This window comes from Pseudomonas sp. TE3-3-F2023 (genome assembly GCF_036784815.1).
Lineage (GTDB): Bacteria > Pseudomonadota > Gammaproteobacteria > Pseudomonadales > Pseudomonadaceae > Aquipseudomonas > Aquipseudomonas pudica.
In genome coordinates, this window is sequence record NZ_CP145113.1 from 2,854,460 (window position 1) to 2,869,819 (window position 15,360).

The 15,360-nt window shown below is 62.9% G+C and carries 11 protein-coding genes; 6 read left to right on the forward strand and 5 right to left on the reverse strand.

Going from position 1 to position 15,360, the window contains the following annotated elements; all coding sequences use genetic code 11:
- Nucleotides 1–125: 125 nt before the first annotated feature.
- The 3 genes from V3314_RS12990 to V3314_RS13000 form a co-directional block, all read right to left on the reverse strand.
- Nucleotides 126–1,622 carry a hypothetical protein gene (locus V3314_RS12990; RefSeq protein ID WP_338460303.1) on the reverse strand — a complete coding sequence of 499 codons (1,497 nt, stop codon included), beginning with the start codon at nucleotides 1,620–1,622 and terminating at the stop codon, nucleotides 126–128.
- 204 nt (nucleotides 1,623–1,826) lie between these two features.
- A complete protein-coding gene (locus V3314_RS12995) occupies nucleotides 1,827–2,321 on the reverse strand; it encodes a DUF934 domain-containing protein (protein ID WP_046615699.1) in 495 nt (164 codons plus the stop codon).
- Entirely contained in the window at nucleotides 2,305–3,957 is a 1,653-nt protein-coding gene (locus V3314_RS13000) for a nitrite/sulfite reductase (protein WP_046615698.1), read from the reverse strand. Before V3314_RS13000 ends, V3314_RS12995 begins: the two co-directional genes overlap by 17 nt.
- 213 nt (nucleotides 3,958–4,170) lie before the next feature.
- Between V3314_RS13000 and V3314_RS13005 the strand changes: the two genes are divergently transcribed.
- A complete protein-coding gene (locus tag V3314_RS13005; RefSeq protein ID WP_153670982.1) occupies nucleotides 4,171–5,247 on the forward strand; it encodes an ABC transporter substrate-binding protein in 1,077 nt (358 codons plus the stop codon).
- 329 nt (nucleotides 5,248–5,576) lie between these two features.
- Here V3314_RS13005 and V3314_RS13010 read toward each other — a convergent pair whose 3' ends face one another.
- Together V3314_RS13010 and metH are read right to left on the reverse strand one after the other, a co-directional pair.
- Complete coding sequence (locus tag V3314_RS13010) at nucleotides 5,577–5,792, reverse strand: DUF2970 domain-containing protein (protein ID WP_046615696.1); 216 nt, start codon at nucleotides 5,790–5,792, stop codon at nucleotides 5,577–5,579.
- 160 nt (nucleotides 5,793–5,952) lie between these two features.
- Complete coding sequence (metH, locus tag V3314_RS13015; RefSeq protein WP_046615695.1) at nucleotides 5,953–9,660, reverse strand: methionine synthase; 3,708 nt, start codon at nucleotides 9,658–9,660, stop codon at nucleotides 5,953–5,955.
- 183 nt (nucleotides 9,661–9,843) lie between these two features.
- Between metH and V3314_RS13020 the strand changes: the two genes are divergently transcribed.
- The 5 genes from V3314_RS13020 to V3314_RS13040 all read left to right on the forward strand — a co-directional run bounded on the left by V3314_RS13020 (nucleotide 9,844) and on the right by V3314_RS13040 (nucleotide 15,338).
- Complete coding sequence (locus V3314_RS13020) at nucleotides 9,844–12,144, forward strand: fatty acid cis/trans isomerase (RefSeq protein WP_338460316.1); 2,301 nt, start codon at nucleotides 9,844–9,846, stop codon at nucleotides 12,142–12,144.
- Nucleotides 12,145–12,348: 204 nt separating this feature from the next.
- Complete coding sequence (locus V3314_RS13025; RefSeq protein ID WP_046615694.1) at nucleotides 12,349–13,383, forward strand: acyltransferase; 1,035 nt, start codon at nucleotides 12,349–12,351, stop codon at nucleotides 13,381–13,383.
- 58 nt (nucleotides 13,384–13,441) lie between these two features.
- Nucleotides 13,442–14,026 carry a Fe-S biogenesis protein NfuA gene (nfuA, locus tag V3314_RS13030; RefSeq protein ID WP_003250416.1) on the forward strand — a complete coding sequence of 195 codons (585 nt, stop codon included), beginning with the start codon at nucleotides 13,442–13,444 and terminating at the stop codon, nucleotides 14,024–14,026.
- A 220-nt stretch (nucleotides 14,027–14,246) separates the two neighbouring features.
- On the forward strand, nucleotides 14,247–14,855 hold the full coding sequence (locus V3314_RS13035) for an SCO family protein (RefSeq protein WP_024086651.1): 609 nt from the start codon (nucleotides 14,247–14,249) through the stop codon (nucleotides 14,853–14,855).
- The gene (locus V3314_RS13040) at nucleotides 14,856–15,338 is read left to right on the forward strand and encodes a copper chaperone PCu(A)C (RefSeq protein ID WP_046615693.1); all 483 of its coding nucleotides are present in this window, start codon (nucleotides 14,856–14,858) and stop codon (nucleotides 15,336–15,338) included.
- Nucleotides 15,339–15,360 lie beyond the last annotated feature (22 nt).

The following is a 15,360-nucleotide window of genomic DNA, read 5'->3' on the forward strand; positions in this document are numbered from 1 at the left end:
GGGCAGGGCCAAGGTCCTTTGTCCTGCAGTCAAGAATAGGCGGGCCGATCGTGAGCGAACGCCAGGCAATTCATCCCGCTCCCTGGCGCCCGCTGAAGGGCGACAGGGGCAGGCAGATGCAAACATCAGTCGTCGATCAATGCCGGGTTGGACTGCAGCAACCACAGGTTCCGCAGCGACTGGACCTGCTGCTCGAGCCTGGAGCCAAGGCCAAGACGTCGCGCCTGCCGGTCCTGGGCCAGGAACTCATCGAGCATGTCCAGCAGGTCGCGTGACTGTGCGGCCGAGGCAGAGGTGGTCATGTCAGACTGCAGTTCGGCTTGCTGGTAGGTGCGTACACGCTCCTGCTGACTGGCCTGCTGGGTGGCAGTGGCCTCGACCAGGACATTGTTGACAAAGCCTATGCGGGTCGAACTGCTGGCTTGGTCATGCACCTCATGATAACGGTAGTCCTGCGATTTGCTGTCGAGCGTGAGTTGTAGCTCTACCCAGGGGTTGAGGCTCTCGTGCCAAGAGGCCTTCAGCGTGCTCTGCTGGTCCTGTTGCAGGCTCAGGTTCGCTGCCCCGCCATTGCGGGTGGTGGTCTGTGAAACGGTGTAATCGAAGCTGTCTATCTCATGCGGGCGCATGGGGTTGGTTCGCTGCTCGGGTGTAGTGAGCGAAGCATTGAAATCGGCCATGCCACTGAGCAGCAGGCGGCTGGTCTTGTTCAGCCAGGTGTCATGATTGGCTGGGCGCAGGGCTGCGTCGTCCACGCTATTGAGCTGGCGGAATGCATCTTTGAACAGCGTCATCAGCTGTTCATTGCCGTTCCCGCGTTGCTGCGCGGCGTCGAATTGGGTCAGGTAGTTCGACACTGCTGCTTGCCGTTGCGCCTCGCTGCCGAGCAAGGTGCCGCCTTGGGTGTCGAAGTTCATTTTCACATTGCCGGACGGTGCCTGGAGTTCCAGGCTGCGCGTATGCTCGTCCATTTGCAGGGCAAACGTCTGCCGAGCACCGCCTGCGGTTTCCAGCTGTGCCTTGAACTGCAGGCCGGTGAAGAGTGCGGGGTCTAGCTTGACCAGCGCGCCGAGCTTCAGGCCAGGGGGTTCCTGAGCAAGGCCGTTGAGGGCACCTTGGAAGCTGTCCGCCATCTTAGTCAGGCCGTCGAGTTCGCCGGCGGTCAGGTTGCCACCGAGCACCTCGGCATCTACCGCCAAGCCTCTGTCGCTGTTGTAAAGCCCCAGTGAAACGGTCGCGCCGGAGGCCGTGTTCAGGGTGAAGGTCACGCTGTCCGTGGCGAATTCGCGCAACCTGGCCTGTTGAAGCCCAAGCAGCATGGGTTCTGTTGCCGTAGCGCTGTCAATTGCCAAGCCTGATTGGGAAATGCGTTGCCCGCCATTGGCTGCCAGTTGTTCCAGCAATGCTGCGCCCAGTCCCTGGAACCGGGATGCGGTGGAGGAGGACTGAATCGCGCTGAACATGTTCAGGCTCAGCCTGTCGATGCCGTCATGCTCCCAGACATAGCGAACCTGCCCACTGCCGAGGGTACCTTTGGCATTGTAAATGCCGATGTCGGTGCTGGGCGGCGACTGGCCTATGCTGACCTTGCTGCTTGCAGCTGTGGCGCTTGCGGCTTTCACGGCATTGCCTGGTGTTACCGTGGAAGCGGGAAGGTAGGTCTGCGTCGTGCGTATGATCGGTGTAATCGGATTCATTCACGCTCCCTGCGCTTTACTGATACGTTCCTGCGTGATGTCGGCAAGCCATCGGCGAACTTGAATTCTCGATCAGGAAACGCAACGGCCCGCCATGAAGGCGGGCCGTCTGGCATTGCAAGGTGACGATCAGCGGCGGCGGAACAGCGGCAGCGGCTCGTCGGTGGCGGCCTGGTAGGTCACCGAGAAGTCCTTCAGGCTTTGCAGTGCGTCTTCCGGGTCCTTGTCGGCCCGGATGGCAAATGCGTCGAAACCGCAACGGGCCATGAAGAACAGCTGGTCGCGCAACACGTCGCCAATGGCGCGCAGCTCGCCCTTGAACTTGTAGCGGTCACGCAGCAGGCGCGCATTGGAGTAGTTGCGCCCGTCTGTGAACGCCGGGAAGTTCAGCGCGATGACCTGGAAGTGCTGCACCTCTTCGCCGATTTCTTCGGCTTCTTCGTCACTGTCCAGCCATATGCCCAGCCCGCCGTCGCGGGCCTTGAGCGCATGGGCATGGTCGCGCCACATCTGCAGCGGGACGATGTAGTCGTCGCAGTTGGTCAGCTCGTCAAAGGACGTTTCCTTGGGCAGTAGATGCCAGGTTTCGTCGACGATCTGGTTGTTCTTAATGATTCGCTGCATAGACGCGTTCCTTGAAGGGGTCGATGCCGATACGCTGGTAGGTGTCGATGAAACGCTCTTCCTCGGTACGTTGCTCGACGTACACGGCGATCAGCTTCTCGATCACATCGGCCATGTCATCCTGAGCGAAGGACGGGCCGAGGATCTTGCCCAGGCTCGCGCCGCGTGCGGCATTGCCGCCCAGCGACACCTGGTAGAATTCCTCACCCTTCTTGTCCACGCCGAGGATGCCGATGTGGCCCACGTGGTGGTGGCCGCAGGCGTTCATGCAGCCGGAGATGTTCAGGTCGATCTCACCGATGTCGAACAGGTAGTCCAGGTCGTCGAAGCGGCGCTGGATGGATTCGGCGATCGGGATCGACTTGGCGTTGGCCAGCGAGCAGTAGTCACCACCCGGGCAGCAGATGATGTCGGTCAGCAGGCCGATGTTCGGGGTGGCAAAGCCGCTTTCGCGCAGTTCCAGCCACAGGGCGTGCAGCTGGCGCTGCTCGACGTCGGCGAGAATGATGTTCTGCTCGTGCGAGGTCCGCAGGAAGCCGAAGCTGTAGCGCTCGGCCAGGTCGGCCACGGCGTCCAGCTGCTTGTCGGTCAGGTCGCCCGGGGCAACGCCGGTGGGCTTCAGCGACAGGGTCACGGCCACGTAGCCAGGGCGCTTGTGGGCGCGGGTGTTGCGCGAGCGCCAGCGGGCGAAGCCTGGGTACTCGGCGTCCTGGGCGGCATAGTCGAAGTTGTCCAGGGCCAGGTAGGCCGGGTCGACGAAGTGGCGCGATACACGCTGCACTTCGGCTTCGGTCAGGGTGGTGCTGCCGCCACGCAGGTGGACCATTTCGGCCTCGACCTTTTCGGCGAACACTTCCGGGGTAAGTGCCTTGACCAGGATCTTGATCCGCGCCTTGTACTTGTTGTCACGGCGACCGTAACGGTTGTACACGCGCAGGATGGCGTCGAGGTAGCTGATCAGGTCCTGCCACGGCAGGAACTCGTTGATGAACGAACCCACCACCGGGGTACGGCCCAGGCCGCCACCGACCAGTACACGGAAGCCCAGCTCGCCAGCGGCATTGCGCACCGGCTCCAGGCCGATGTCGTGCACTTCGATGGCGGCGCGGTCTTCCTGCGAGCCGTTGATCGCAATCTTGAACTTGCGCGGCAGGTAGGCGAATTCCGGGTGGAAGGTGGTCCACTGGCGGACGATCTCGCACCACGGACGCGGGTCGATGATTTCGTCTGCGGCCACACCGGCGAACTGGTCGGTGGTGGTGTTGCGCAGGCAGTTGCCGCTGGTCTGGATTGCGTGCATCTGCACGGTGGCCAGTTCGGCGAGGATGTCCGGGATGTCTTCCAGGGCCGGCCAGTTGAACTGCACGTTCTGGCGGGTGGAGATGTGGGCATAGCCCTTGTCGTAGTCGCGGGCGATCTTGGCCAGGGTGCGGACCTGGGTGGCGTTCAGCTGGCCGTACGGCACGGCGACGCGCAGCATCGGTGCGAAACGTTGGATGTAAAGGCCGTTCTGCAGGCGCAGAGGGCGGAATTCTTCTTCGCTCAGCTCACCGGCCAGATAGCGGCGGGTCTGATCACGGAACTGCTTGACGCGGTCCTCGATGATCCGCTGATCGTACTCGTCGTATACGTACATAAAAGTCCTGTCTCAGGCATGCAGCTATTCGCGCGCACGGCCGCGCACTCCGCTTCGGAGCCGGGGAACGATAGCAGGTTGCGTTTATGCGCTAAAGTGATGTTTTTGCATATGAAAAGAACCAAATGGACTATGTGAGACTGACTGCCATTTGTGTGCTCGGTATGGCCTGGCGTTTATAATCCGATGTTTGCTTCGCAGGGATGTCAGCCCATGCTCAAGGCATTGTGCCAAAGCTTGTGTCTTGTCTTGCCGCTGGCGGCAAGCGCGCAGCCTGTTTCGGTGGTTTTCCTCAACCCGGGCCTGTCCACCGAGACGTTCTGGACCAGCTATAGCCGCTTCATGCAGGCCGCTGCGCACGACCTGGGCATGACCCTGCGCGTGGAGTACAGCGAACGCCGCGCCGACCTGGCGCTGACCCACGCCAGGGCGATCCTGGGCGGGCCGCAGCGCCCGGATTACCTGGTGCTGGTCAACGAGCAGTACGTGGCGCCGGAGATCATCCGCCTGTCGCGCGGCAGCGGGGTCAAGCTGTTCCTGGTCAACAACGGCCTGACTGCCAGCCAGGCCCACAGCATCGAGGCCCAGCCCGGCAAATACGCCGAGCTGCTGGGCACCTTGACGGCCAACGACGAGCAGGCGGGCTTCCAGATGTTGCACCAGATGGTCGCGCAATTGCCCCGCGACAGTGGCCCGGTGGACCTGCTGGCGTTTGCCGGGGTCAAGACCACCCCGGCCTCGCAGCTGCGAGAGGAGGGCATGCGCCGCGCCCTGGCCGACTTCCCCCAGGTGCGCCTGCGCCAGGTGGTATATGGCGGCTGGAGCCGCCAGCGCGCCTACGAGCAGGCGCAGCAACTGCTGGAGCGCTATCCGGCCACCCGCTTGGTGTGGTCGGCCAACGACGAAATGGCCTTTGGTGCCATGCAGGCGTTCGAAGAGGCGGGGCGTACGCCGGGGCGCGATGTGCTGTTCAGCGCCATCAACAGCTCGCCCGAGGCCCTGAAGGCACGTATCGACGGGCGCCTCAGCGTGCTGATGGGCGGGCATTTCAGCCTCGGCGGCTGGGCCATGGTGATGCTGCACGACGATGCCCTGGGGCTGGCAGTGAACCGTGATGGCCTGCGCGAGCATCGCGTGCCGGTGTTGCAACCGATCGACCAGGGCAAGGCGAGCCGATGGCTGAAACTCCTGGAACAGCCCGATTACGGCATCGATTTCAAGCATTACAGTGCCGAAGGGCGGCCGCCCGATTACCAGTACCCGTTTCTGACATCACCGATCAATTATTGAAAGACCTTGCTTGAGGGAAGGGCATTGCTCGTCTTAACTGCTGGTGGTGAAGTGCATTCCCATAACCACTACAAGAGGCAATGCAATGGGAAACTCAACCAAGGTCCGCAAAGCTGACAGCAGCGTCGATGCCTGGGCGATCCTCTGCCTGATCGTTCTGGTGGTGGTCACTGCCGTGTATTGGGTCAGCCACCAGTAGACTTGTATTCAAGGCCGTGATGCAGCCAGAGCGCCTGCGGGAGGGAGTCCCGCAGGCGTTTTTGCTTTGCCTGTGCCGGCCCTTTCGCGGGCCTGCCCGCTCCCACAGGTAAATCACTGCCCTTCAAGGGCTAGCGAGCAAGGTGCATGGCCAACTGTACCAGGCCGATCAGCACGGCAATGAACACCAGGGTGAACAGCGTCCCCAGCGCAATGAAATGGCTGGCCTTGCCGTGTGTGAAGTCACGGGCGCGGTTCTTGCCGCTTTGCACGCCGAAGGCGGCAGCGAGGATGCTGTGCAGCATCTGCCAGAAGGTAGGGGGCTTGCCCTGGCTGGAATCGTCCATGGTGGCTCCTGAGGAAATCAGAGGCAATCAGGGACAGTGTAGGTGGCTATTGGGGCTGCTGTGCAGCCCATCGCGACACAAGGCCGCTCCTACAAGGGATTGAATTCTCCTGTAGGAGCGGCCTTGTGTCGCGATGGGCCGCAAAGCGGCCCCAAGGGTCTTAGCTGTCGTAACCCAAGTTAGGCGCCAACCAGCGCTCGCTCACACTCACATCCTGGCCCTTGCGCGCGCTGTAGCGCTCGATCTGGTCCTTGTCGACCTTGCCCACCGCAAAGTACTGCGCCTGCGGGTGGGCGAAGTACCAGCCGCTGACCGCCGCCGCCGGGAACATCGCGAAGTGGTCGGTGAGGAACACGCCGCTCGGCCCGGTCTCGCCGATGGCAGTGCCATCAAGCAGGCGGAAAAGGGTTTCCTTCTCGGTATGGTCCGGGCACGCCGGGTAGCCGGGCGCCGGGCGAATGCCGCGGTACTGCTCCTTGATCAGCGCCTCGTTGTCGAGGTGTTCGTCGCGGGCATAACCCCAGTGCTCTTTACGCACCTGCTCGTGCAGCCATTCGGCACAGGCCTCGGCCAGGCGGTCGGCCAGGGCCTTGACCATGATCGAGCTGTAGTCGTCGCCCTTGTCCTGGTAAGCCTTGGCCACTTCCTCGGCACCGATGCCGGCGGTGGTGATGAAACCGCCGACGTAATCGGTAACGCCGCTGGTCTTCGGCGCGACGAAGTCGGCCAGCGACCAGTTGGGCTTGCCGTCCGGCTTGATGGTCTGCTGGCGCAGGTGGTGCAGGGTAGCCAGGGCCTGGCCGTCCTCGCCGTACACCTCGATATCGTCATCGGCCACCTGGTTGGCCGGCCAGAAGCCGAACACCGCGCGGGCGCTGATCAGTTTTTCGTCGATCAGCTTGTCGAGCATCTCGCGGGCATCCTTGTACAGCGCCGTGGCCGCCTCGCCGACCACTTCGTCGGTGAGGATGCGCGGGAACTTGCCGGCCAGGTCCCAGGAGATGAAGAACGGGGTCCAGTCGATGTACTCGGCCAGGGTGCGCAGGTCGATGTCTTCCAGCACCTTGACGCCGGTGAAGGAAGGTACCGCTGGCTGGTAGCCGGCCCAGTCGTATTGCGGCTTGGCGGCGATCGCCTGGGCATAGCTCAGGCGCTCGGTACGGGCACTGCGGTTGGCGGTGCGCTCGCGTACTTCCTCGTATTCCTGACGGGTCTTCTCGACAAAGCCGGCTTTCAGCTCCTTGGACAGCAGCTGGGTGGCAACGCCCACCGCACGCGAGGCGTCGGTGACGTAGACCACGGCGTCGTTGCTGTACTTGGGCTCGATCTTGACTGCGGTATGCGCCTTGGAGGTGGTCGCGCCGCCGATCATCAGCGGCAACTGGAAGCCCTGGCGCTGCATTTCGCGGGCAACGTGGACCATCTCGTCCAGCGACGGCGTGATCAGGCCGGACAGGCCAATGATGTCGCACTTCTCGTCACGGGCGGTTTGCAGGATCTTCTCGGCCGGCACCATCACGCCGAGGTCGACGATGTCGTAGCCGTTGCAGCCGAGCACCACGCCGACGATGTTCTTGCCGATGTCGTGCACGTCGCCTTTTACCGTGGCCATCAGGATCTTGCCCTTGGCTTCCGGCTTGTCGCCTTTCTCGGCTTCGATGAACGGGATCAGGTGCGCTACCGCCTGCTTCATTACCCGGGCCGACTTGACCACCTGGGGCAGGAACATCTTGCCCGCGCCGAACAGGTCGCCGACCACGTTCATGCCATTCATCAGCGGGCCTTCGATCACTTCGATCGGGCGGGTGCACTGCTGGCGGCATTCTTCGGTGTCTTCGACGATGAACGCGGTGATGCCCTTGACCAGCGCGTGCTCCAGGCGTTTTTCCACCGGCAGCGAGCGCCACTCTTCGTTTTCCACTTCCTTGGTTGCGCCGCCGCCCTTGTAGTCGTCGGCGATGGCCAGCAGTGCGTCGGTGCCATGCGGGGTACGGTTGAGTACCACGTCCTCGACCTTTTCACGCAGGGCAGCCGGGATCTCGTCATAGATCTCCAGCTGGCCGGCGTTGACGATACCCATGGTCAGGCCGTTCTGGATCGCGTGGTACAGGAACACCGAGTGGATGGCTTCACGCACCGGGTTGTTGCCACGGAACGAGAACGACACGTTGGATACACCGCCCGAGCTCAGGGCGTGCGGCAGGTGGTCGCGGATGTAGGCGCAGGCCTCGATGAAATCGACGGCGTAGTTGTTGTGCTCTTCGATGCCGGTGGCGACAGCAAAGATGTTCGGGTCGAAGATGATGTCTTCCGGCGGGAAGCCCACTTCATTGACCAGGATGTCGTAGCTGCGCTGGCAGATTTCCTTCTTGCGCGCGGCAGTGTCGGCCTGGCCGACTTCGTCGAAGGCCATCACCACCACGGCAGCGCCATAGCGCTTGCACAGGCGGGCGTGGTGCTTGAACTGCTCGACGCCTTCCTTCATGGAAATGGAGTTGACGATGCCCTTGCCCTGGATGCACTTGAGGCCCGCTTCGATCACTTCCCACTTGGACGAGTCGATCATGATCGGCACGCGCGAGATGTCCGGCTCGCCGGCGATCAGGTTGAGGAAGCGGACCATGGCGGCCTGGGAGTCGAGCATCCCTTCGTCCATGTTGATGTCGATCACCTGGGCGCCGGCCTCGACTTGCTGCAGGGCGACTTCCAGGGCTTCGGTGTAGTTCTCTTCACGGATCAGCCGGGCGAACTTGGCGGAACCGGTGATGTTGGTGCGCTCGCCGACGTTGACGAACAGCGACTGGCGGTCGATGGTGAACGGCTCCAGGCCCGACAGGCGGCAGGCCTTGGCGATTTCCGGAATCTCGCGCGGCTTGTACTTGGCCACGGCCTCGGCGATGGCCTGGATGTGGCCGGGAGTGGTGCCGCAGCAGCCGCCGATGATGTTGAGGAAGCCGCTGGCGGCGAATTCCTCGACCACCACGGCCATTTCCGCCGGGGTTTCGTCGTATTCACCAAAGGCGTTTGGCAGGCCGGCGTTGGGGTGGGCCGAGACATGGGTGTCGGCCTTGGTCGCCAGCTCTTCCAGGTACGGGCGCAGGTCCTTGGCGCCGAGGGCGCAGTTCAGGCCCACGGAAATCGGCTTGGCATGGCGCACCGAGTTCCAGAACGCTTCGGTGGTCTGGCCCGACAGGGTACGGCCCGAGGCGTCTGTGATGGTGCCGGAGATCATGATCGGCAGTTCGATGCCGTCTTCCTCGAACACCTGCTGCACGGCGAAGATCGCCGCCTTGGCGTTGAGGGTGTCGAAGATGGTCTCGATCAGCAGCAGGTCGGCGCCACCCTCGATCAGGCCGCGGGTGGCCTCGGTGTAGTTCGTTACCAGTTCGTCGAAGGTGACGTTGCGGTAGCCGGGGTCGTTGACGTCCGGGGAAATCGAGCAGGTGCGGCTGGTAGGGCCGAGCACGCCGGCGACGAAGCGCGGCTTGTGCGGGGTTTCCAGGGTCTTGGCATCGGCCACCTGGCGGGCGATGCGCGCGCCCTCGACGTTCAGCTCGTAGACCAGCGACTCCATGCCGTAGTCGGCCTGGGAAATCTGCGTGGCGTTGAAGGTGTTGGTTTCGAGGATATCGGCGCCGGCATCCAGGTAGGCCTTTTCGATGGCTGCGATCACATCCGGGCGGCTGAGCAGCAACAGGTCGTTGTTACCCTTGACATCGCTTGGCCAATCGGCGAAGCGCGTGCCACGATAGTCGTGTTCCTCGAGCCGGTAGCTTTGGATCATAGTACCCATGCCGCCGTCGAGGATCAGGATGCGCTCCTTGAGTGCGTTCTGGAGTGCTTGGAGACGAGCGCTGCGGTCGGACATAGGAACTACCTGGTCGGGCAAATTTCAGAAGGTGCAGAATCATAACAAAGCTGCGCGGTTTTTAGGCGCATCGCCCATTTGCATGAAAATGGCTCATGTTGGGCGGGCGTCGGCGAAGCAGGGCACCCAAGGACGACCAGGCAACAAATCGTGATGGCTTTCAATACCCAGGACTTTCCGCACATGGTGCATCGTATTCTTGCCGGCGTTTTCGCCCTGCTCATCAGCAGTGTGGCGTTCGGGCAAGCCCCCCAGTCGAGCCCGGCCATTTCCTACACCCGGGACATTCAACCGATCTTCACCGAGAAATGCGTGGCCTGCCACGCCTGCAACGACGCCGCCTGCCAGCTGAAGCTGGAAAGCCCCGAAGGCGCCGTGCGCGGCGCCACCAAGGTTCCCGTGTACCAGGGCGAGCGCAGCAAGGCAGTGCCCACCACGCGGCTGTTCTACGACGCCCATAGCGAGGGCGAGTGGCGCAAGAAGGGCTTCTACTCGGTGCTCGACAACCAGGGCAGCCAGGCCGCGCTGATGGCGCGCATGCTCGAGCTGGGGCACAAGACCCCGCTCACGCCCAATGCCAAGCTGCCCGAGGAAATCGTCCTGGGCCTGAACCGCAACAACATGTGCCCGTTGCCGCATGAGTTCGATGCCTATGCCGGCGCTCACCCCAAGGAAGGCATGCCACTGGCGGTGACCGGCCTGACCGACAAGGAATACGACACCATGCGCCGCTGGTTGGCCGCCGGTGCACCCGTCGAGTACCAGCCGATCAAGCCAAGCGCGGCCGAAGCCAAGCAAATTGCCGACTGGGAAGAGCTGCTCAACCGCCCGGGTTCCACCGAGGCGCTGGTCGGCCGCTGGCTGTACGAGCACCTGTTCCTGGCGCACATCTATTTCGTTGGTGGCGAGCAGGGCCACTTCTTCCAGTGGGTGCGTTCGCGTACACCGAGCGGTCAGCCGGTCGACCTGATCGCCACGCGCCGCCCCAACGACCCGCCGGGCACCGACTTCTACTACCGGTTGATCCCGGTGCAGGGCGTGATCGTGCACAAGACGCACATCACCTATCCGATGGGGCCGCAGAAGCTCAAGCGGGTCAAGCAACTGTTCTACGCCGGCGACTGGCATGCCACTGCGCTGCCAGGCTACGGCCCGCGCCACCGGGCCAACCCGTTCGAAACCTTCGAAGCGATCCCGGCAGTGGCGCGCTACCAGTTCATGCTGGATAACGCCGAGTACTTCGTGCGCACCTTCATCCGTGGCCCGGTATGCCGTGGGCAGATTGCCACCGACGTGATCCGCGACAACTTCTGGGCGCTGTTCCAGGAGCCGGCCCATGACCGCTATATCACCGATGCCAAGTACCGTGGCGAGGCCACACCGCTGCTGGCCATGCCTGGGCAGATCGATGACGTGGGCAGCGTGCTGAGCCTGTGGCACGCCTACCGCGACAAGCGCAACGAGTACGAAAAACTGCGCCGCGAAGCCTATGCCGACATGCCGGCCCCGGGCTGGGCGACGCTGTGGGCCGGTAACGACAACGCGTTGCTGAGCATCTTCCGCCACTTCGACAGCGCCTCGGTGACCAAGGGCCTGATCGGTGATGTGCCGCTGACGGTGTGGCTGTTCGACTACCCGTTGTTCGAGCGCACCTATTACCAGCTGGCGGTCAACTTCGATGTGTTCGGCAACGTCTCGCACCAGTTGCAGACGCGCCTGTACTTCGACCTGATCCGTAACGGCGCCGAGGTCAACTTCCTGCGCCTGATGCCGGCCGACCAGCGCAAGGCGATCCTCGGTGACTGGTACCAGAACAGCGGCAAGGTGAAGATGTGGATGGATTATGAAGACATCGACACCGACACCCCGAGCGGTATCCAGCTCGACCCGCGCAACCCCAAGCGCGACTTCGGCCTGAAGCTTCTGCAGCGTACCGGCAGCCTGAATGCCGCGCCTGACCCGATCAACCGCTGCCAGGGTGCGTTCTGTTCACGGCCGCAGGTGAGCGAAGAGTTCCGCAATGCCGAACAATCGCTCAGCCGCCTGGTGTCGCGCCCGGCTGCGGGGTTGAAGGTGATCAGCCAGCTGCCCGAAGCGACCATGCTGCGCATCGAAGGGCAGGGCGGCCAGCGCCAGGTATACAGCCTGCTGCGCAACCGCGCGCACAGCAACGTGGCGTTCCTGCTGGGCGAGGCGTACCGCTACCAGCCGGGGCTGGATACCTTGACCTTGTACCCGGGCGTGCTCAGCAGCTACCCCAACTTCATCTTCAACATCCCGACCAGTGATGTGCCGGAGTTCGTCGAGGACATGGAGTATGCGAAAGATGACCCGGCCAGGTTCGAGCGCATCGTCATGCGTTGGGGTGTGCGTCGCAGTCACCCAGAGTTCTGGCGCTACTTCCATGACCTGAACAGCTTCATCAAGGAGACCGAGCCGGTCGAGGCGGGCGTGCTGGACATGAACCGCTACGAGAACCTCTGATCGGTTTGGCTGACCTTTCCGATTACCCTGCGGTCGGAATGGGTGGGTGGTCCGGGGGCTGCTGTGCAGCCCGATCGCCGGCCAGCGTCCACAGGGGCCGCACATGCCTGAAGGCTGCGCAGTCCTTGTGGGAGCCGGCTTGCCGGCGATGGAGCGCAACGTGCTCCCAAAGGCCTCAATGCACCGGCAAGCGCAGGGTACTCCATGCTGTATTCGCTTCAAGCACTGCGGGCGTTCGCCGCCTGGGTGGTGGTCTGTCACCATTTCATGCAGATTTTCTTCGACTTCCAAGCCTCCGGCCCTATCGGCCAACTGCTCAGCGACCGCGGCGCCGCAGGCGTCGACATCTTCTTCGTCATCAGCGGGCTGGTCATCTACCTGTCGACCTGCGACAAGGCCATCGAGCCCCGCCAGTTCCTGCTCAACCGGGCGCTGCGTATCGTCCCGGCCTACTGGTTCTACACGGCGCTGATGGCAACCCTGCTGCTGGCCTTCAGCCAATGGATGCCACACCAGGCATTCACCTGGCACCACCTGCTGCTGTCGCTGCTGTTCATCCCGGCGGAAAACCCCGGTGGCTACGGCTTGTACCCGACCCTGAACGTGGGCTGGACGCTTAACTTCGAGATGTTCTTCTACCTGCTGTTCGGCCTGGCCTTCCTGGTGCGCCGCCGTCATCACCAGTTGCTGGTCACCGCCGCGCTGCTGCTGGCCAGCGAGCTACTGGGCCGACTGGGCGTGCTCAGCCGCTTCTACGGCAACGACATCATCTACGAATTCCTGCTCGGCATCGGCCTGGGCGTGCTGCACCGTCGCGGCCTCATCCACCAGGGCCGCTTGCTACCGTTGGCGTTACTGGCAGTGGCAGGCCTTGCCATCTACCACCTGGACGCTTCCTGGCGCTTGCTGCACTGGGGCGTGCCGAGCGCAATGATCGTGCTGGCCTTCGTCGCCCTGGAGCCACTGTTCCGCGGCAACCGGCTGCTCAAGGCGCTGGGCGACTGTTCGTATTCGGTGTACCTGGTCCATGTGCTGGTGCTGTACGCCGGCTGGTTCGCCAGCCAGCGCCTGCAGTTGAACCCGTACCTGGTGTTCGCCCTGTGCGTGCCGTCCATTGGACTAATGTCGTGGTTCAGCTACCAGTGGCTGGAGCGCGGGCTGTACCGGCGCATGCAGGCCTGGCTGGCGGCGCCAAGGGGGCAGGCCCCTGAATATGCGCTTTCCCGAGTCAAATACTAGGACTTTGTTCGAAAGCCGGGTTGGCGTACACTTGGCCGCAAGTCTGTGAGGAACCTACATGAGCGCTATAACCATTACCGACGCCGCCCATGACTACCTGGCCGATCTGCTCTCCAAGCAGAACACGCCTGGCATCGGCATTCGCATTTTCATCACCCAGCCGGGCACCCAGTACGCCGAAACCTGCATCGCCTACTGCAAGCCGGGCGAAGAGAAGCCTGACGACACCGCCGTGGGCCTCAAGAGCTTCACCGCTTACCTGGACGCGGTCAGCGTGCCCTTCCTGGAAGACGCGCTGGTCGACTATGCCACCGACCGCATGGGTGGCCAGCTGACCATCAAGGCACCGAATGCCAAGGTGCCGATGGTCAACGAAGACAGCCCGATCAACGAGCGCATCAATTACTACCTGCAGACCGAGATCAACCCCGGCCTGGCCAGCCACGGCGGCCAGGTGAGCCTGGTGGATGTGGTCGACGACGGCATTGCCGTGCTGCAGTTCGGTGGTGGTTGTCAGGGGTGTGGCCAGGCCGACGTGACCCTGAAGGAAGGCATCGAGCGCACCCTGCTCGAGCGTATTCCCGAGCTGAAGGGCGTGCGTGACGTGACTGACCACAGCCAGAAAGAGAACGCCTACTACTGAGGCTGGCGCGCTCCGGAAGGGGCGCGTTTAACCCGTTTCCTTAGCAACAAAGTGTTACTGTTTCAACCCCTGCGACAACAGGCCGCAGCCCGTATTCAAAGGGCTGCAGCCAATCCTCGCCTTCGTCGGGTAGAACCCCTTGGGGTGTCATGCCAGAATGCCCCGGTTTTTCGACCGGCCCGTCCCGAGGGCCGGCACCTTCCCTGTAAAGGATGGTTTCATGAATGATCTATATACCCGGCGCGCAGTTGTCGCCGGGATGGGCGTTCTCGGGCTTGGCCTGCTGGCAGGCTGCAGCCCGGCCCGGGGGCTCGAGTTCAAGTACGGCAAGAACATGAGCAACGAAATCCTTGGGCGCAAGTTCAGCCTCAAGGACACCCAAGGCAATGTGCGCACCCTGTCGAGCTTCTACGGCAGCATGCCGATGATCTTCTTCGGCTTCACCCAGTGCCCGGCCGTGTGCCCGACTACCCTTGCGCGCGCGGCGCAAATCCGCAAGCTGCTGCGCGGCCGCGATCGCGACCTGTTCCAGGTGGTGTTGATTACCCTGGACCCGGAGCGAGACACCCCCGAGGTGCTCGATGCCTACGTTAAAGCTTTCGACCCGTCGTTCACCGCGTTGACCGGCACCCCCGAGGAAATCGCCGCGGTGGCCAAGGAATTCAAGGTGTTCTACGAGAAAGTCCCGGCCGGTGATACCTATACCGTCTCTCACTCGTCCACCAGCTACGTCTACGATACGCGTGGCACCCTGCGCCTGAGCCTGGGCCATTCCCTGACCGCCCAGGAATGCGCCGAAGACCTGGTCACACTGATGGAGATCTGCTGAATGTCGATGCAACCGATCAAGCACGGCCTGGCTGCCCTGGTCCTGATGGGCCTGGCACTGCCGGCCCTGGCCCAGACCACCGTAAGCGACGCCTGGGTGCGTGCGACCGTGCCGCACCAGCAGTCCACCGGTGCCTTCATGACCCTGACCGCCAGCAGCGACAGCAAGCTGGTGGGCGTGGCTTCGCCTGTGGCCAAGACTGTGCAGGTGCACGAGATGACCATGAACGGCGATGTGATGGGCATGCGTGAGGTCAAGGCGGTCGAGTTGCCAGCCGGCAAGGCGGTTACCCTCGACCCGAACAGCCTGCATGTGATGCTGATGGGCCTGAACAACCAGGTGAAGGAAGGCGAGAAGGTGCCGCTGACCCTGAGCATCGAAGATGCCAAGGGGGCCAAGGAAACCCTGGACGTGCAGGCCGAAGTGCGTGCGCTCAACGCCGAGGCGGGCGGCGGGCATGATCACATGCACATGAAGCACTGATCAGGCTGAAACCTTTTGGGGC

Bases quoted from the DNA above. Each gene is read 5' to 3' on its own strand.
- V3314_RS12995 (WP_046615699.1), bottom strand. From the start codon at position 2,321: ATGCAGCGAATCATTAAGAACAACCAGATCGTCGACGAAACCTGGCAT.
- V3314_RS13000 (WP_046615698.1), bottom strand. From the start codon at position 3,957: ATGTACGTATACGACGAGTACGATCAGCGGATCATCGAGGACCGCGTC.
- V3314_RS13005 (WP_153670982.1), top strand. From the start codon at position 4,171: ATGCTCAAGGCATTGTGCCAAAGCTTGTGTCTTGTCTTGCCGCTGGCG.
- V3314_RS13010 (WP_046615696.1), bottom strand. From the start codon at position 5,792: ATGGACGATTCCAGCCAGGGCAAGCCCCCTACCTTCTGGCAGATGCTG.
- metH (WP_046615695.1), bottom strand. From the start codon at position 9,660: ATGTCCGACCGCAGCGCTCGTCTCCAAGCACTCCAGAACGCACTCAAG.
- V3314_RS13020 (WP_338460316.1), top strand. From the start codon at position 9,844: ATGGTGCATCGTATTCTTGCCGGCGTTTTCGCCCTGCTCATCAGCAGT.
- V3314_RS13025 (WP_046615694.1), top strand. From the start codon at position 12,349: ATGCTGTATTCGCTTCAAGCACTGCGGGCGTTCGCCGCCTGGGTGGTG.
- nfuA (WP_003250416.1), top strand. From the start codon at position 13,442: ATGAGCGCTATAACCATTACCGACGCCGCCCATGACTACCTGGCCGAT.
- V3314_RS13035 (WP_024086651.1), top strand. From the start codon at position 14,247: ATGAATGATCTATATACCCGGCGCGCAGTTGTCGCCGGGATGGGCGTT.
- V3314_RS13040 (WP_046615693.1), top strand. From the start codon at position 14,856: ATGTCGATGCAACCGATCAAGCACGGCCTGGCTGCCCTGGTCCTGATG.